The organism is Arthrobacter sp. AL12 (assembly GCF_029960645.1).
Classification (GTDB): Bacteria; Actinomycetota; Actinomycetes; order Actinomycetales; family Micrococcaceae; genus Arthrobacter.
In genome coordinates this window covers 352926-368398 of sequence record NZ_JASBQY010000001.1, presented here as the reverse complement: position 1 = coordinate 368398, position 15473 = coordinate 352926, and the positions used below count along the sequence as shown (strand labels likewise).

Annotated in this window: 15 protein-coding genes; 7 read left to right on the top strand and 8 right to left on the bottom strand. The window is 68.4% G+C overall.

Annotated elements, in window-relative coordinates; genetic code table 11:
- Positions 1-11: 11 nt before the first annotated feature.
- The 5 genes from QK291_RS01740 to QK291_RS01720 all read right to left on the bottom strand — a co-directional run bounded on the left by QK291_RS01740 (position 12) and on the right by QK291_RS01720 (position 6849).
- A complete protein-coding gene (locus QK291_RS01740; protein ID WP_282378517.1) occupies positions 12-2078 on the bottom strand; it encodes a heavy metal translocating P-type ATPase in 2067 nt (688 codons plus the stop codon).
- 175 nt (positions 2079-2253) lie between these two features.
- Positions 2254-3759 carry a multicopper oxidase family protein gene (locus tag QK291_RS01735; RefSeq protein WP_282378516.1) on the bottom strand — a complete coding sequence of 502 codons (1506 nt, stop codon included), beginning with the start codon at positions 3757-3759 and terminating at the stop codon, positions 2254-2256.
- On the bottom strand, positions 3759-4064 hold the full coding sequence (locus QK291_RS01730) for an SHOCT domain-containing protein (RefSeq protein ID WP_282378514.1): 306 nt from the start codon (positions 4062-4064) through the stop codon (positions 3759-3761). The genes QK291_RS01735 and QK291_RS01730 overlap by 1 nt, the downstream gene beginning before the upstream one ends.
- Before the next feature lie 208 nt (positions 4065-4272).
- Positions 4273-5646 (bottom strand): DNA repair protein RadA, encoded by a 1374-nt coding sequence (gene radA / locus QK291_RS01725; protein WP_282378512.1) that lies wholly within the window; start codon positions 5644-5646, stop codon positions 4273-4275.
- A gap of 75 nt (positions 5647-5721) precedes the next feature.
- On the bottom strand, positions 5722-6849 hold the full coding sequence (locus QK291_RS01720; RefSeq protein WP_282378510.1) for an FUSC family protein: 1128 nt from the start codon (positions 6847-6849) through the stop codon (positions 5722-5724).
- Between the two features lie 252 nt (positions 6850-7101).
- On the opposite strand from QK291_RS01720, the gene pstS reads away from it, so the two are divergent.
- The 4 genes from pstS to pstB all read left to right on the top strand — a co-directional run bounded on the left by pstS (position 7102) and on the right by pstB (position 11241).
- A complete protein-coding gene (pstS, locus tag QK291_RS01715; protein WP_282378508.1) occupies positions 7102-8220 on the top strand; it encodes a phosphate ABC transporter substrate-binding protein PstS in 1119 nt (372 codons plus the stop codon).
- 142 nt (positions 8221-8362) lie between these two features.
- Complete coding sequence (gene pstC, locus QK291_RS01710) at positions 8363-9295, top strand: phosphate ABC transporter permease subunit PstC (protein WP_282378506.1); 933 nt, start codon at positions 8363-8365, stop codon at positions 9293-9295.
- Positions 9296-10405, top strand: a complete 1110-nt coding sequence (pstA, locus tag QK291_RS01705; protein ID WP_282378504.1) for a phosphate ABC transporter permease PstA — start codon at positions 9296-9298, stop codon at positions 10403-10405.
- Positions 10406-10461: 56 nt separating this feature from the next.
- Positions 10462-11241 carry a phosphate ABC transporter ATP-binding protein PstB gene (pstB, locus tag QK291_RS01700; RefSeq protein WP_282378503.1) on the top strand — a complete coding sequence of 260 codons (780 nt, stop codon included), beginning with the start codon at positions 10462-10464 and terminating at the stop codon, positions 11239-11241.
- A gap of 71 nt (positions 11242-11312) precedes the next feature.
- On the opposite strand, the gene QK291_RS01695 is transcribed toward pstB, so the two are convergent.
- The 3 genes from QK291_RS01695 to QK291_RS01685 form a co-directional block, all read right to left on the bottom strand.
- A complete protein-coding gene (locus QK291_RS01695) occupies positions 11313-12329 on the bottom strand; it encodes an inorganic phosphate transporter (RefSeq protein WP_282378502.1) in 1017 nt (338 codons plus the stop codon).
- Between the two features lies 1 nt (position 12330).
- Positions 12331-12948, bottom strand: a complete 618-nt coding sequence (locus QK291_RS01690) for a nuclease PIN (RefSeq protein WP_282378501.1) — start codon at positions 12946-12948, stop codon at positions 12331-12333.
- 102 nt (positions 12949-13050) lie between these two features.
- Positions 13051-13791: an MIP/aquaporin family protein gene (locus QK291_RS01685; protein WP_282378499.1), complete on the bottom strand. Its 741-nt coding sequence runs from the start codon at positions 13789-13791 to the stop codon at positions 13051-13053.
- A 45-nt stretch (positions 13792-13836) separates the two neighbouring features.
- Between QK291_RS01685 and QK291_RS01680 the strand changes: the two genes are divergently transcribed.
- From QK291_RS01680 to QK291_RS01670, 3 genes are read left to right on the top strand one after another with little or no spacing between them, the layout of a single operon-like run.
- Positions 13837-14511 (top strand): helix-turn-helix domain-containing protein, encoded by a 675-nt coding sequence (locus tag QK291_RS01680; RefSeq protein WP_282378497.1) that lies wholly within the window; start codon positions 13837-13839, stop codon positions 14509-14511.
- Between the two features lie 54 nt (positions 14512-14565).
- Complete coding sequence (locus tag QK291_RS01675; protein ID WP_282378495.1) at positions 14566-14985, top strand: arsenate reductase ArsC; 420 nt, start codon at positions 14566-14568, stop codon at positions 14983-14985.
- The gene (locus QK291_RS01670) at positions 14982-15398 is read left to right on the top strand and encodes a low molecular weight phosphatase family protein (protein WP_282378493.1); all 417 of its coding nucleotides are present in this window, start codon (positions 14982-14984) and stop codon (positions 15396-15398) included. The genes QK291_RS01675 and QK291_RS01670 overlap by 4 nt, the downstream gene beginning before the upstream one ends.
- Positions 15399-15473 lie beyond the last annotated feature (75 nt).

Below are 15473 nucleotides of genomic sequence, written 5' to 3'. Positions count from 1 at the left end.
CCACTGTCCGGTCAGCCGACCTTGGCCGGATTGAGTTTCAGGCGTCGCAGCAGCTGGGCGTTGAGGGCCACCACAATCGTGGAGGCGGACATCAGCACCGCGCCGGCGGCCGGCGAGAGGACCACCCCGGCGAATGCCAGGACGCCGGCGGCCAGCGGCACGGCCACGATGTTGTAGCCCGTGGCCCAGATAAGGTTCTGCCACATTTTCCGGTAGCTGGCCCGGGACAGGTCCACCATGGACAGCACCGCCCTGGGGTCGTTCCCGGCCAGCACCACTCCGGCGGACTCCACCGCGACGTCGGTCCCGCCGCCGATCGCGATCCCCACCTCGGCGCGGGCCAGGGCGGGGGAGTCGTTCACGCCGTCGCCCACCATGGCCACCCTGAGGCCGCGGGACTGCAGTTCCGCGACTTTCTTGTCCTTGTCGGCCGGAAGGACCTCGGCGAAGACCTCGTCAATGTTCAGCTCGGCCGCGACCGCCCGGGCCACCTGGCGGGCGTCGCCGGTGATCATGGCGACCTTGATTCCGCGGTGTTGCAGGGCCGCGACCGCCTGGCGGGATTCCGGGCGCACCGCGTCCTCGAGGCTCACGGCGCCCAGCACGGTGTTGCCGTCCACCACGTGGAGCACCGCCGCGCCCCGGTCCCGCCAGGCCGCCGTGGCGGCGGCCAGGGCCGGGGGTTCCGCTGCTCCCACTTCCCGCAGCAGGGTCGGGCCGCCCACCAGGACCGTCCTGCCGTCAATCGTGGCGCGGACGCCGCGGCCGGTCAGGGAGGTGAAACCGCTCGCCTGCGGGATAGGGAGTCCGCGCCCGCGGGCGGCCGCCACGATCGCGCGGGCCAGCGGGTGCTCGCTGTCAGATTCCGCCGCAGCGGCCAGCGCGAGCAATTCGTCCCGGCCGGTCCCGTCGGCGGCGGCGAGATCCTTGAGTTCTGGCTCGCCCCTGGTCAGGGTCCCCGTCTTGTCGAACAGCACGACGTCGACCGTCCGCATCCGCTCGAGCGCCATCCTGTTCTTGATCAGCACCCCGGCCCGGGCGGCCCGTTCCGTGGAGATGGCGATGACCAGCGGGATAGCGAGGCCCAGGGCATGCGGGCAGGCGATTACCAGCACCGTAACGGTGCGCTCGACGGCGTCGGGCATGCTGCCCAGCAGGGTCCAGGCGATAAAGGTGATGACGCCCGCCCCGGCGGCGAAGTAGAACAGGAAGGCGGCGGCGCGGTCGGCGAGGGCCTGGGCCCGGGAGGATGAGGACTGGGCCTCGGCGACGAGACGCTGGATGCCGGCAAGGGCGGTGTCGTCACCGACGGCTGTCACCCGGACGCGGAGGCTGTTGTCCGTGGCGACGGTTCCCGCGACCACGGGGTCGCCGGGGGAGCGGAGGACGGTCTTGGACTCGCCGGTGATCATCGATTCGTCGAATGCGGCCTGCCCGTCGATCACGGTTCCGTCCGCCGGCATCCGGGCGCCGGAGCGGACCAGGATGGTGTCGCCGCTCCTGAGCTCGGACACCCTGACGGTTTCGGTTCCGGACTCGGTGAGGCGTTCCGCCTCGTCCGGCAACAGCGCCGCGAGCGCATCCAGGGCGCCCTGGGCAGAGCCTAGGGCGCGCATTTCGATCCAGTGCCCCAGCAGCATGATGTCGACCAGCAGGGCCAGTTCCCACCAGAAATCGAGCCCGAAGTCGCCGAGCCCCAGGGTGGTCACCCACGAGGCCGTGAAGGCGACGGTGATGGCCATGGTGATCAGCAGCATCATCCCCGGCTTGCGGTTTTTCAGCTCATTCAGGCCGCCCTTGAGGAACGGCTGACCGCCGTAGAAGAAGATGACCGTCCCGAGCACCGGAGGGATCCAGTCGGACCCGGGAAACACCGGGGGCTGGTAGCCGAGCAGGTCCGCGAACATGGGGCTGAAATAGACCACGGGCACAGCCAGGGCCAGAGTCAGCCAAAACCTGTTCTTGAACATCGCCACGCTGTGTCCTGCGTGCTGGCCGTGGCTGTGCACCAGGTGCTCGTCGTCCTGCCGGGAGCCGGTCGCGGCCGGGGCGTGCGCGCCGTGGCGGTGCGCGCTCATACCGTGAGGCTGCGTGTCGCCTTGCCCCTCCTGGGGGTGGTTTACTTGCTGGCCGCTGACGGCCTGGCTGCTGTGCCGGTGTTCCATGATGCGCGCTCCTGGGGAGATTGCCCGCCAATTTGAGTACAGCTTCACCATACCCCTGGGGGGTATGAATAACAAGAGGTTTTCCGCCTCAGCGGACCTCGATCACGCCCATCATGCCCAGGTCTTCATGGTCCAGGATGTGGCAGTGGTACACCGAGCGGCCGCTGAAGTCGCGGAACGCGATCCTGACGGTCGCGCGGCCGTTCGCCGGCACGTTCACCACGTCCCGCATCACCACGGAACCGGCTGCCCGGCCGTTGTCGTCGATGAGCTGCATCGGCCACACATGCAGGTGGAAGGGGTGGTCCATGGGACTGGTATTGACCAGCGCCCATTCCTCCACGGTTCCGGCCGTGACCGTCGTGTCCGTGCGGGCCTCGCTGTATTCACGGCCGTTGATGGTGAACCGCATCATGCCGCCCATCCCCCCGCCGCCGCCCCGGAGTCCCGCACCCATGGACAGGACCAGCTGCCGGCGTGCGGCGACGGCGGCAGTCCTCAGGTCCTCCTGGGCCGGCCGGGACGTGGCGGCGCCGGGCGTGACGGCGTCGGTCGGGATGGCCGTGGAGCCGATGACCCGGAAGGTCGCCAGCGCACTCGCCCCTCCGGCCCGCACCGGTCCCCGGCCCATCATCCCCGGCATGGCGCCGCGGTCATAGCGGAGGGCCTGCAATACGGCTTCGCCGGCGGCAGCGGTCACGAGCAGGTCCGCCCGGTTGCCCGGCGCCAGCAGGAGTTCGTCGACGGTTTCGGGTTCGGGGGACCGGCCCGAGTCCATGCCGAGCAGCTGCAGCTGCTGGCCGTCGAGCCGGAGCCGGGCATAGCGGGCCACGCAGGTGTTGATGATCCGCCACCGCTCCCGGGCGCCCGGGGCGGACGTGAGCAGCGGGTTGCTCTGCCCGTTGAGGAGGAGCAGTTCACCCTCCCGGCCCGCCATGCGTTCCATCGGAGACACCGCGGCGATGTTCCCGGCGCTGTCCAGGGTGGTGTCCGAGACCAGCAGCACCCGCTCCGTGCTCACCGGGATGGCCTCGGGATCTTCGACGATGATCGCCCCGAAGAGCCCGGCGAAGATCTGGTCTGCGACCATGCCGTGGTGATGCGGGTGGTACCAATAGACACCCGGCGGGTGGTCCGGCGGCAGCCGGTATCGGTAGTCAAAGCCCTGGCCGGGCAGGACGGTCCTGAACACATTGTCCGCGTCGGCCTCCGGGGACACGTGCATTCCGTGGAGGTGCAGGTTGGTCGGTGCGGTGAGGCCGTTCTCCAGCCGGACGCTGAGCTCATCGCCCGGCCGCAGGCGCAGGGTGGGGCCCGGGACGGTGCCGTTGTAGCACAGTGCGCTGGCCCGGCGGCCGCCGAGTTCCACCCCTCCGGGGGCGGCGTCAAGGGTGAGTTGCAGAAGGCCGTCCGCGCTGCGGAGTTCGGCCGGACCGCGCAGCTCGGCACCCTGCACGGGGGCTGCGCCGCCGCCGACGCCGGCCGGCTGCTGCGGGGACGTCAGGGACCACCACAGTCCGGCGGCGCCCGCGACAGTGGCCGCCGTGCCAAGTCCGCCCACAATCAGGGCGTCGCGGCGGCTGATTTGCCGCATTAGGGCTCCTCGCCGAGTATTTTCACATTCTCGCGGTACTGCTCCGCGGTGAGCTCGCCCCGCGCGAAGCGTTCATCGAGGATCAGCCGTGCCTGGCTCTTGCCGCCCGGGAAGCCGCCGCCCGGAGGACTCCCCGGCTGGCCATAGGGCGGGGCGCCGGAGGGTCCGAACTGGGCCGGGCCGCCGCGGCTGGTTCCACCGGTGAAGAGGCGGACCGCGAGCAGCACCAGCACCGCGATTCCGACCAGCAACAGCAGGCCCCAGAGCCACATCCAACCGAAGCCGTTACCGTAGTAGCCCATCATGGCCTGATCCCTTCGCCCGTGACCGTTCCTGCCCCGCTGCGCCCATTTTCCGCCGGATCCCGGGGGCGGGGTAGGGTCCTAAGTCGCCTCTGCGGGCCCGGCCCGCAGGAAGGACAGCCCGAAGGCGGCAGAGCCCCGGAGCCGGGGCCGCGGTCAGGCAGGAAAGCAGGGCGCCGGGGCAGCAGGAAAGCAGGGCGCCGGGGCAGCCTCAGCTGATCAGCAGGCTCAGCGCTTCGGTCAGGTGCCCGACTTCCCGCACAGAGAAGCCCGCCGGCACCGGGCCCGGGCCGTTCGGGCTCGCGGGCACCACGGCGTGGGTGAACCCCAGCCGGTGGGCTTCGTGGATCCGCTGGTTGATGCCGGGCACGGGGCGGACCTCGCCGGCTAGCCCCACTTCGCCAAAGGCGATCAGCCGCTCCGGCAGGGGTTTCCGGGCCTTCGCCGAGGCCACTGCCAGTGCGACGGCGAGGTCCGTGGCGGGCTCGCTGAGCTTCACGCCGCCCACGGTCGCCACGTAGGAATCGTCCTTGTTCAACAGGCAGCCGGCCCGCTGCTGGAGCACGGCCAGCAGCATGGCCACCCGGGAACTGTCCAGTCCGCTCGTGGCCCGCCGCGGCTGTGAGCTGGAACTTTCGGCCAGCAGTGACTGCACCTCGGCCAGCAGCGGGCGTCGCCCCTCCAGGGTCACCGTGATGCAGGTGCCGGAGACCGGCTCCTTGGTCCGGGAGACAAACAGGCCGCTCGGATCGGCCAGGCCCACAATCCCGTCCTCGTTCAGGTCGAAGCAGCCGACGTCGTCGGTGGGGCCGTAGCGGTTCTTGACCGCCCGCAGCAGCCGCAGCCGGGAGTGGCGCTCGCCTTCGAACTGGCACACCACGTCCACCAGGTGCTCGAGCAGCCGGGGGCCGGCGATGGAGCCGTCCTTGGTCACGTGCCCCACCAGCAGGGTGGTCATGTTGCGGCGTTTGGCCGCGGCGATCAGGGAGGCGGCGACCTCCCGGACCTGCGAGACACCGCCGGCGCTGCCTTCGACGTCGGCGCTGCTCAGCGTCTGCACGGAGTCCACAATCAGCAGGCGCGGTTCGAGCTTCTCCACCTGGCCCAGGGCCTGGCCGAGGTCCGTTTCGGCGGACAGGTACAGGGATTCGGCGACGGCGTCGATCCGGTCCGCTCGGAGCTTGACCTGCGCGGCGGATTCCTCGCCGGTGATGTAGAGGACGTCCTGCGCGGTGCGGGCAAATTTGGCCGCGACGTCCAGCAGCAGGGTGGACTTGCCGACCCCGGGTTCGCCGGCGAGCAGGATCACGGCGCCCGGGACCAGCCCGCCGCCGAGCACCCGGTCCAGTTCGTCCACGCCGGTCGGCAGGAACGCCGCAGTGGTCGCGTCGACCTCGGCGATCCGGCGGGCCGGCTCCAGCACGGTGGTGGCCGCCGTCGTGCGCGCCACGGCGCCGCCGGTTTCCTCCACGCTGCCCCAGGCCTGGCACTCGCCGCAGCGGCCCACCCACTTGGCCGTGGTCCAGCCGCATTCGCCGCATTTGTAGCCCGGCGCCTTGGTAGCCCGGGAAGTCTTGGTAGCCATCGCTCCACCCTATCCGCGCCCAGCGACAACAACAGCGACAGGAACGCTCCCGCCCCGCGGCACCTGCCGCGGCGGCTACAGCGGAGGCAGGATGTCCCGGGCTTCCCGGGAGTCGACGCCGGCGGCCTCCAGCAGGTCCACCATCAGCGGTCGGAACAGCATCACCACCGTTTCGCCCTCCAGCCGCTGCACGTCCAGCAGCCGCGGGTGCAGCCGGCCGGCGATTTCCCGCAGCTCCGTCCGGGCCGTCCGCAGGTGCGCGCGGCGGACGCCGTCGTGGACTTCCGCCAGGCCCAGGGAGAGCTCGTCGACGGCGTCGGCCGTGTCCTGGAGGACGTCGGCGATGTTCTGCGTGGCGTCGTCGGACAGCGCCGCATGGTTGATGGCGCTGGTCAGGCGGCGGGCGAAGACGCGGCTGTTACGCAGGGCGAGGTCGATATAGTCCAGTGACTGCTCCATCTGGTCCAGCTCGTCCCGGTGCCGGCGGTAGGCCGGCGCCAGGGTGGCCACCTCGCCGGAGGCCCGCAGGGACTGGCGCATGGCATCGATGAGGGGCTGGCAGTTCCGCCCGCGGATCAGCGCGTGCCAGGCCTGGGTGGAGTCGCTGTAGCTCAGCGCGGAGGCGCATTCACGCAGCACCTCGGCGAGTTCGTGCAGGAGCTTCTTGACGTCGTTGCGGGGTTCGCGGCGCGGGTCCTTGGGGATCAGGACCGTCACCAGCAGGGCGAACACACCGCCCACGATGGCGTCAATGCTGCGGGTGAACGGCCCCCCGGCGGGCGCCGGCAGCAGCACCACCAGCAGGGACTGCAGCCCCAACTGCGTGGTGAAAATGGTGCCGCTGTCCAGGAACCGGGCCAGCAGGATCGAGAACAGCAACACGACGGCGGCCTGCCACATCCCGGCGCCCAGCCAGTGCAGCAGCAGGTCACCGACAACAATGCCGATGGTGCAGCCCAGGCCGACCTCGATCACGCGGCGCAGCCGGGGGTCCCGGGAAAAGCCCAGGGAGATGAGGGAGGACGTGGCGGCAAAGAGCGGGCCGCTGTGGCCCAGCACGTACTCGGCAAACGCGTAGGCCCCGACGGCGCAGGCGGTCATCTGGATGGCCGGCACGAGCGAGTTCCGGCTCCGGACCAGGCCGGTGCGGACGCGGCCGCGCAGGAAGCGGGCGCTTGCGGAAAGTCCAATAGCGGGGGCCATGCGCTCCAGTCTATTGGCCGCTGAGCCGGCGGACCGTCAGCGGGAACCCCTACGGCTGTGACGTAGCCGACGCAACGGTGGCTGGCCGATGTAAGCCAATGTCCCGGCGTCGTTAACCCTTCGTTCATCTTGGTCGGCCATTCTCTTCATCTGGGGCACCTACCTTCAATGAAGGTACAAACCGTACGCATCACAGCCCGGTCCTCTCCGGCCGGCACGCATCCAGAAAATCCCTGAAAGGGGTACATCTAAGTGAAGGCACTCCGTTTCGGCCGCAACGCGGCTATCGCTGTCATCTCAGCCGGCGCTCTCGCGCTGACCGCCTGTGGCTCGGACAACGCAACCGGGACCGCTCCCGCCGCACCGGCCGCTTCCGGCGTCCAGGTTTCGGGCACGCTGACTGGCATCGGCTCCTCCGCGCAGGGTGCTGCCATGGACGTTTGGAAGACCAACTTCGCCTCCGCGAACCAGGGCGCCACTGTCCAGTACTCCCCGGACGGTTCCGGTGCCGGCCGCAAGGCCCTCCTGGACGGATCCGCCCAGTTCGGCGGCTCCGATGCCTACCTCAAGGACGACGAGTACGCCAGCTCCACCACCCAGTGCGGCCCCGACGGCGCCCTCAACATCCCCGTCTACATCTCCCCGATCGCCGTGGCCTTCAACCTGCCCGAGATCAAGGAACTGAACCTCGACGCCGTCACGGTCGCCAAGATCTTCCGCGGCGAAATCGCCACCTGGAACGACCCCGCGATCGCAGCCCAGAACCCGGATGCCAAGCTCCCGGACCTCAAGGTCACCCCGGTGAACCGCTCGGATGACTCCGGCACCACGTCCAACTTCACCGACTACCTGGCCGCTGCAGCCCCCGAGGCGTGGACCGACAAGCCCGCCGGCATCTGGCCTGCAACCCTCCAGGGCGAGAACGCCAAGGGCACCTCCGGTGTGGTCAAGACCGTCACCGACACCCCGGGCGCCGTGACCTACGCGGATGACTCCGCCGTGAGCGGCAAGCTGGGCGTCGCGCTGATCAAGGTGGGCGAGTCCTACACGAAGATCTCCCCCGACGCTGCCGCCAAGGCAGTCGACGCCGGCAAGCCGGTTGAAGGCCGCAACGCCAACGACCTCTCCATCAAGCTGGACCGCACGACCACCATTGCAGGCGCCTACCCGATCGTGCTGGTTTCCTTCCACATTGTCTGCAGCACCTACGCTGACCAGAAGACCGTCGACCTCGTCAAGGCCTTCGAGAGCTACGTCGTCTCCGACGCCGGCCAGACCGCAGCCGCCGATGCCGCGAAGTCCGCGCCGCTGTCCAAGGACCTGCAGGACAAGACCCTCAAGTCCATTGAGTCCATCAAGGTCAAGTCCTAGGGATCCCTAGCGCTGGCAGGCATAGTGGAAACACCAGCCTGCAACTGGTTCCCTGTCCCGGTTCTGCTGTCACCGACGGCCACACCGGGGCAGGGAACCAACGTGTTTGTCCGAAGTACACAAAGATCTGAAGGACCGTGAAGTGACCACCACCTCCCTGACCAAGTCCCGGGGCGCAGGCCGCGCCGGAGACAAGGTCTTTTCCGCTGCCACCTTGGCCGCCGGGTGCCTGATCTTGGCCGTGCTCTTCGGAGTAGCGCTCTTTCTCCTCATCCAGGCATTCCCCGCCCTTGTGGCGTCTCCGGACGAGATCCAGGGCGGCAAAGGCTTCGTCTCCTACATCTGGCCGATCGTCATTGGCACCCTGATCGCGGCCGTCATCGCCCTCGTGATCGCGACGCCGGTCGCGATCGGCGTCGCGCTGTTCATCTCGCACTTCGCCCCGCGCAGGCTCGCCTCCGGCCTGGGCTACGTGATCGACCTGCTGGCCGCGATCCCCTCCGTGGTCTACGGCGCCTGGGGCGCTGCGTTCCTGGCCAAGGAAATCTCGCCGGCCTACAACTGGCTGGCCAGCAACATGGGCTGGCTGCCGATCTTCCAGGGCCCCGCCTCGGCCACGGGCAAGACCATCCTGACCGCGGGAATCGTGCTGTCCGTCATGATCCTGCCCATCATCACCTCACTGAGCCGCGAAATCTTCCTGCAGACCCCCAAGCTGCACGAAGAGGCCGCCCTGGCCCTCGGGGCCACCCGCTGGGAAATGATCCGGATGGCCGTGCTGCCGTTCGGCCGCCCCGGAGTCATCAGCGCCGTGATGCTGGGCCTGGGCCGCGCCCTCGGCGAGACCATGGCCGTCGCGCTTGTGCTCTCCTCCGGCGCGCTGACCGCGAGCCTCATCCAGTCCGGCAACCAGACCATCGCCGCCGAAATCGCGCTGAACTTCCCCGAGGCCAGCGGCCTGAAGGTCAACACGCTGATTGCCGCCGGCCTGGTCCTGTTCGTCATCACCCTCGGCGTGAACATGATCGCGCGCTTGATCATCACCCGGCACAAAGAATTCTCGGGAGCCAACTAAATGACCGCCACCCTGACCCCCGTCAAGAAGCGCTCGGCCCTCACCAAGGGCCAGCTCCCGAAGTCGGCCCCCTATCTGGTTCTCGGCATCGCCCTGGTCCTCGGTGCAGCGATCCTCGCATTGATCGGCTTCAACGCCCTCGGCTGGGGACTCGTCTCGGCAATCATCTTCGCCATCGGCCTCGTCGGCTGGAGCGCCGCCGTGGAAGGCTCCCGCCGCGCCAAGGACAAACTGGCCACCTGCCTGGTGGTCGGTGCGTTCCTCGTCGCGCTGCTGCCCCTGTTCTCCGTGATCTGGACGGTCCTGGTCAACGGCCTCCCGGGGCTCCTGGACCCCGGCTTCCTCACCACCTCGATGAACGGCGTCACCGGCTCCTTTGACAACAAGAGCGTCGAGGAAGGCGCCCCGGTGCTGGGCGGCATTTTCCACGCCCTGATCGGCACGCTGCTGATCACGGTGCTGGCGACCATCATCTCGGTGCCGGTGGGCCTGCTCACCGCCGTCTACCTGGTGGAGTACGGCAACGACCGCCCCCTGGCCCGCGCCATCACCTTCTTCGTGGACGTCATGACCGGCATCCCCTCGATCGTGGCCGGCCTGTTCGCGGCAGCGTTCTTCTTCGCCGTCGTCGGGCCGGGCACCAAAACCGGTGCCGTCGCCGCCGTCGCACTCTCCGTGCTGATGATCCCCGTGGTGGTCCGCTCCAGCGAGGAAATGCTCAAAATCGTCCCGAACGAACTCCGCGAAGCGGCCTACGCGCTGGGCGTCCGCAAGTGGCGGACCATCCTCAAGGTGGTCATCCCGACGGCGATCTCCGGCATCGCCTCAGGCGTCACCCTCGCGATCGCCCGGGTGATCGGCGAAACCGCCCCGATCCTCGTCACCGCGGGCTTCGCCACCTCCATCAACTACAACGTCTTCGGCGGCTGGATGGCCTCGCTGCCCACATTCATCTACACGCAGATCCTCAACCCGACCTCGCCGTCGAACCCGGATCCCTCCTCGCAGCGCGCCTGGGGAGCCGCCCTGGTCCTCATCATCCTGGTGATGGTGCTCAACCTCGGTGCCCGCCTCATTGCGCGCATGTTTGCCCCCAAGACCGGCCGCTAGCCCGGCCCCGGGGACCCCAATCTTCAGCCCGCACCTCCAGCAAGTGAAGGAACAGCATGTCTAAGCGCATCGACGTCAAGGACCTGAACGTCTACTACGGCAAATTCCTGGCCGTCGCAGACGTCAACATCAACATCGAGGCCAAGTCCGTCACGGCCTTCATCGGGCCCTCCGGCTGCGGCAAGTCCACCTTCCTGCGCACCCTGAACCGGATGCACGAGGTGATCCCCGGCGCCCGGGTCGAGGGGGAGGTGCTGCTCGACGGCGACAACCTGTACGGCCCCGGCGTGGACCCGGTCACCGTCCGCTCGCAGATCGGCATGGTCTTCCAGCGGCCCAACCCGTTCCCCACGATGTCCATCCGCGACAACGTGCTGGCCGGCGTGAAGCTCAACAACCAGAAGATGTCCAAGGGTGAGGCCGACGTGCTGGTGGAACGCTCCCTGCAGGGCGCCAACCTCTGGAACGAGGTCAAGGACCGGCTGGCCAAGCCCGGCTCCGGGCTGTCCGGCGGCCAGCAGCAGCGGCTCTGCATCGCCCGGGCCATCGCCGTGGAACCGCAGGTGATCCTGATGGACGAGCCGTGCTCCGCGCTGGACCCGATCTCCACGCTCGCCATTGAGGACCTCATCAACGAGCTCAAGGACCAGTACACCGTGGTGATCGTGACCCACAACATGCAGCAGGCCGCCCGGGTGTCGAACAAGACGGCGTTCTTCAACATCGCCGGCACCGGAAAGCCCGGCCGGCTGATCGAATACGGCGACACCCACACCATGTTCAGCAACCCGACCCAGAAGGCCACCGAAGACTACGTCTCCGGCCGCTTCGGATAACCCCCATCGAGTGCTCCACAGGTGCCGTTTTGACCCCTCTAAAGGGCACCTGTGGAGCAGTCGATGGGTGGCTAGAGCGCCGCGAGCGGTGACAGGGACAGCGCCAGCACAAACGCGGCTGCCGCGGTGACCGCCGGGGTGATCAGCCAGAACATCAGCACACGGATCACCACCTTCCGGTTCGTGGCGGGAAACCCCTGGTTGGCGCCGGCGCCCAGCACGGCTGAGGTGACCGTGTGTGTGGTGGAGATGGGCCAGTGCAGACCGACGGCGCCCACCAAGAGGATGGCCGCGCTGTACAGCTGTGCCACGGAGCCGCGCAGGGGATCCATCCGGATCATCCGGTAGCCGATGGTGTAGGAGATCCGCCAGCCGCCGGCCAGGGTCCCGGCGGTCAGCAGGACAGCGGTGAACAGCGCCACCCAGATGGGCATCTCGCTGCCATCTGACAGCCCGGACGCCAGCAGAGCCAGGAGCAGGACGGCGCTGGTGCGCTGGCCGTCCTGCAGTCCGTGGGCCAGTGCCACGGCGCCCACGGCTATGCTCTGGGCTCTCCGGGAACGGGAGTTGACGACATTCGGCGGCGTGTACCGCGCGGCCCAGGTCGCGGGCCAGACCAGCAGGTAGGCGCCTGCGAACGCCATCAGCGGCGAGAGCAGCAGCGGAAGCACCACCTGGAAGAGCAGGGACGTATCTACGCCCCCGACGCCGTACCCGCCGACAACTGCGCTTGCGATCCCGGCGCCGGCCAGCCCACCCACGAGGGCGTGTGTCGAGGACGACGGGATGCCCCGCCACCACGTGTAGATGCCCCAGAGCACGGCACTGAGCAGTCCCGCCAGCAGGATGGTGAGTCCGTTCTCGCCCGCGGGCAGCTGCACCCAGGCCTGGCTGACCGCGAGGGCCAGGGCGGCGCTCAGCCCGGCGCCGATGAAGTTGAAGAACCCCGCCAGCAGCACTGCGACGGTGGGGGTGAGGGCCCGGGTCCGGACCGCCAGTGCCACCGCCGCCGAGGCGTCCCTGAAGCCGTTCAGGAAAGCGAATGCCCCGGCGAAGACCACCACCAGGGCAAACAGGAAGATGATCACGTCAGGATTCCTTGACGATGATGCTGCCCACCTGAGTCGCGACCTTCCGCATGTCCCTGGTGACGTCGACCAGCTGGTCGGCGATGTCCCGGGTGCGTGCGTACCGCGCCGACTTCATTTCGGTGAGCATGTCCGCCACCCAGACCCGGTGTGACCGTTCTGCGCGCTTGGACAGGCGAAGGACCTCGATCCAGTAGTCCTCAAGATCGTCCAGGTTGTCCAGCCGGCGCATGGCGTCCACGGTGAGCTCAGCCTGCCTGCTGATGATTTCCAGCTGGTCCGCGGCACGTTTGGGCAGCCGGTCCAGTTTATAGAGAGACACCATGTCCGCGGCGGCATCGAGTTTTTCCATCGCCTCGTTGAGGTACCGGGAGAGGGCATACATGTCCTCGCGGGGGAGAGGGTTCACAAAGGAGGTCCGCATGTGGGTCAGCAGCGCGAAGTGCAGCTCCGCGGACTTTGCTTCATGGTTGTGCATGTCCTCCACCAGCCGGGCATTCTCACTGGCCGGGGCGCCGAGGATCTCCGACAGGGTGCCCGTGGCGAGCACAATCTGGCTTGCCAGCTGGGCGAGGAGGTTCAGCCCGGCGGGCTCCTGGGGGAAAAGGCGCAGCTTCACGTGTGATTACCGGTCTTCCGGGGGGAGGTGCACGGGCGGTGGCGGCCGGGCGTGTGAGGTATTGGTGACCCGCGCATGAGGATTACTTTACTGCCAGCGTCGCTACGAGCTGGTCCTTTCGGCACTGTGCGGCAGGACGACGTCGTCTGCGGCGCGGGCCGCGGAGGGGAACAGAATGAGGAGGAGGCCAAGGCCCACGGCCGCGCCGGCCAGCTGAGCGAGGACGAATCCCGGAACGGAGGCCGGTGCGATGCCGGCGAAGGTGTCGCTGAAGATGCGCCCGACCGTCACGGCCGGGTTCGCGAACGACGTCGAGGACGTGAACCAGTACGCGGCCCCGATGTATGCGCCCACGGCCGGTGCGGCGAGGGTGCCACGCTTGGTGGCCGCGAGGGCGAAGATCAGCAGGACCAGCCCGGCGGTCGCGATGACCTCGCCCAGCAGGTGCCCCGTGGTTGCCCGCTCCTTGGTCGAGATGGCAGTACCCACCTCAAACATGGCGTTCGCGACCACGCTGCCACTGACTGCACCCACAGTCTGGGCGGCCGCATAGGTGCCCAGCTCCGGCAGCGTCAGGCCGGTCCCGCTGCGCCGGCCCAGGATCCAGTCTGCAATGGAAACAACGGGGTTGAAATGCGCACCGCTCACGGGCCCGAGCACCAGGATCAGGACTGTCAGGCCCAGCACCGTGGCGGTGCTGTTCTGGAGCAGCTGCAGGCCGACGTCGGTGGGGGAGAGCTGCTGGGCGGCGATCCCGGAGCCCACGACGATGGTCACGAGCAGGCTGGTGCCGAGCAGCTCGGCGACGGCGCGGCGCCATAGGGGCGGCTGGGTGGAAGTCATGGCTACAGCTTGACCGAAAGAATTAACTCAGTCAAAATTGAATCAATGAATACTGAGACAGCGGACGGTTTTCGGGCCCGGCTGGCCAAGCACGCGGCCCTCGCCGACCCTGCCCGGCTGCGCATGGTTGATCTGCTGACCCTGGGGGACTTCTCCCCGAGTGAGCTGCGGGCGGAGCTGGGGATGCCGTCGAACCTGCTGTCGCACCATCTGCGCACGCTGGAGGAGGCCGGACTGGTGGTCCGGCACCGCTCGGAAGCGGACAGGCGCCGCAGCTACATCCGGCTTGCTGCCGGCGCCCTGGGCGGTCTGGTACCGGGAGCCGAACACGGGGCCCGCCGTGTCCTGTTCGTCTGCACGCGGAACAGCGCACGGTCCCAGCTGGCCGCCGCTCTCTGGCAGCAGGTCAGCGGAATCCCCTCGACGTCGGCGGGAACGCATCCCGCGGACCGCATCGCCGAGGGTGCCATCCAGGTAGCCCGCCGCCACGGCGTGGACCTCGCGGACATTCCCCCTCGGAAGCTGGACCGGTTACCGGGAGCGGGGGACCTGGTGGTGACCGTCTGCGACAACGCACATGAGGAACTGGGCGGACTGAGCGGCGTGCACTGGTCGGTGCGGGATCCGCTGCGACTGGGTACCGAAAAAGCCTTCGAGGAGGCCTTTGATGACATTAGCCACCGGGTCCATGACCTCGCGCCCCGCGTGCTTGCTGCCTGACTTGTCCACAATGCCCGCCTTCACCCGTCACCCAACTGTTTCCAGGAGACCCGAATGACCGCCGCAACCGCCAAGAAGCCTTCCGTCCTGTTTGTCTGCGTCCACAACGCGGGCCGCTCCCAGATGGCCGCGGCGTTCCTCACCGCCCTGTCCCAGGGCGCCGTCGAGGTCCGTTCCGCCGGCTCCCAGCCCGCCGAGAAGGTCAACCCGGCCGCCGTCGAGGCTATGGCCGAACTCGGCATCGACATGTCCGCAGAGATCCCCAAGGTCCTGACCACCGAGGCGGTCAGGGAGTCCGACGTCGTCATCACCATGGGGTGCGGCGACACGTGCCCGATTTTCCCCGGCAAGCGCTACGAGGACTGGGAACTCGAGGACCCGGCCGGCCAGGGTGTCGAGTCCGTCCGCCCAATCCGCGACGACATCAAGACCCGCATTGAGGGCCTGATCGCTTCCCTCGGAGAGCTGAAATGACTGAAAAGACGCCCAGCGTCCTGTTCGTCTGCAGCAAGAATGGCGGAAAATCCCAGCTCGCCGCGGGGCTGATGAACCATCTCGCTCACGGAACCGTCACGGTGCACTCCGCCGGGACCAAGCCCGGCAAGTCGCTGAACCCCCAGTCCGTGGATGCGCTGGCCGAACTCGGCATCGACATCACCGGCGAACACCCGAAACCCGTCACCGACGAAGTGCTGGACGCGGTCGACGTCGTGATCGTGCTGGGCAACGAGGCAAAGGTCCAGGCCCCCGAGGGCAAACGGATCGAGGTCTGGGATACTGACGAGCCCTCCGAGCGGGGCATCGAAGGCATCGAACGCATGCGGCTGGTCCGGGACGACATCAGGGCCCGCGTCCGGATTCTCCATGCGGAGCTCACCCGGACCTGACGCTGGGCATAAAAATGGTGCCGAACCGGAGACGCCTCTCGGCGGTAGGCCGCTCTAGGCGGCTAGATGTTGAAG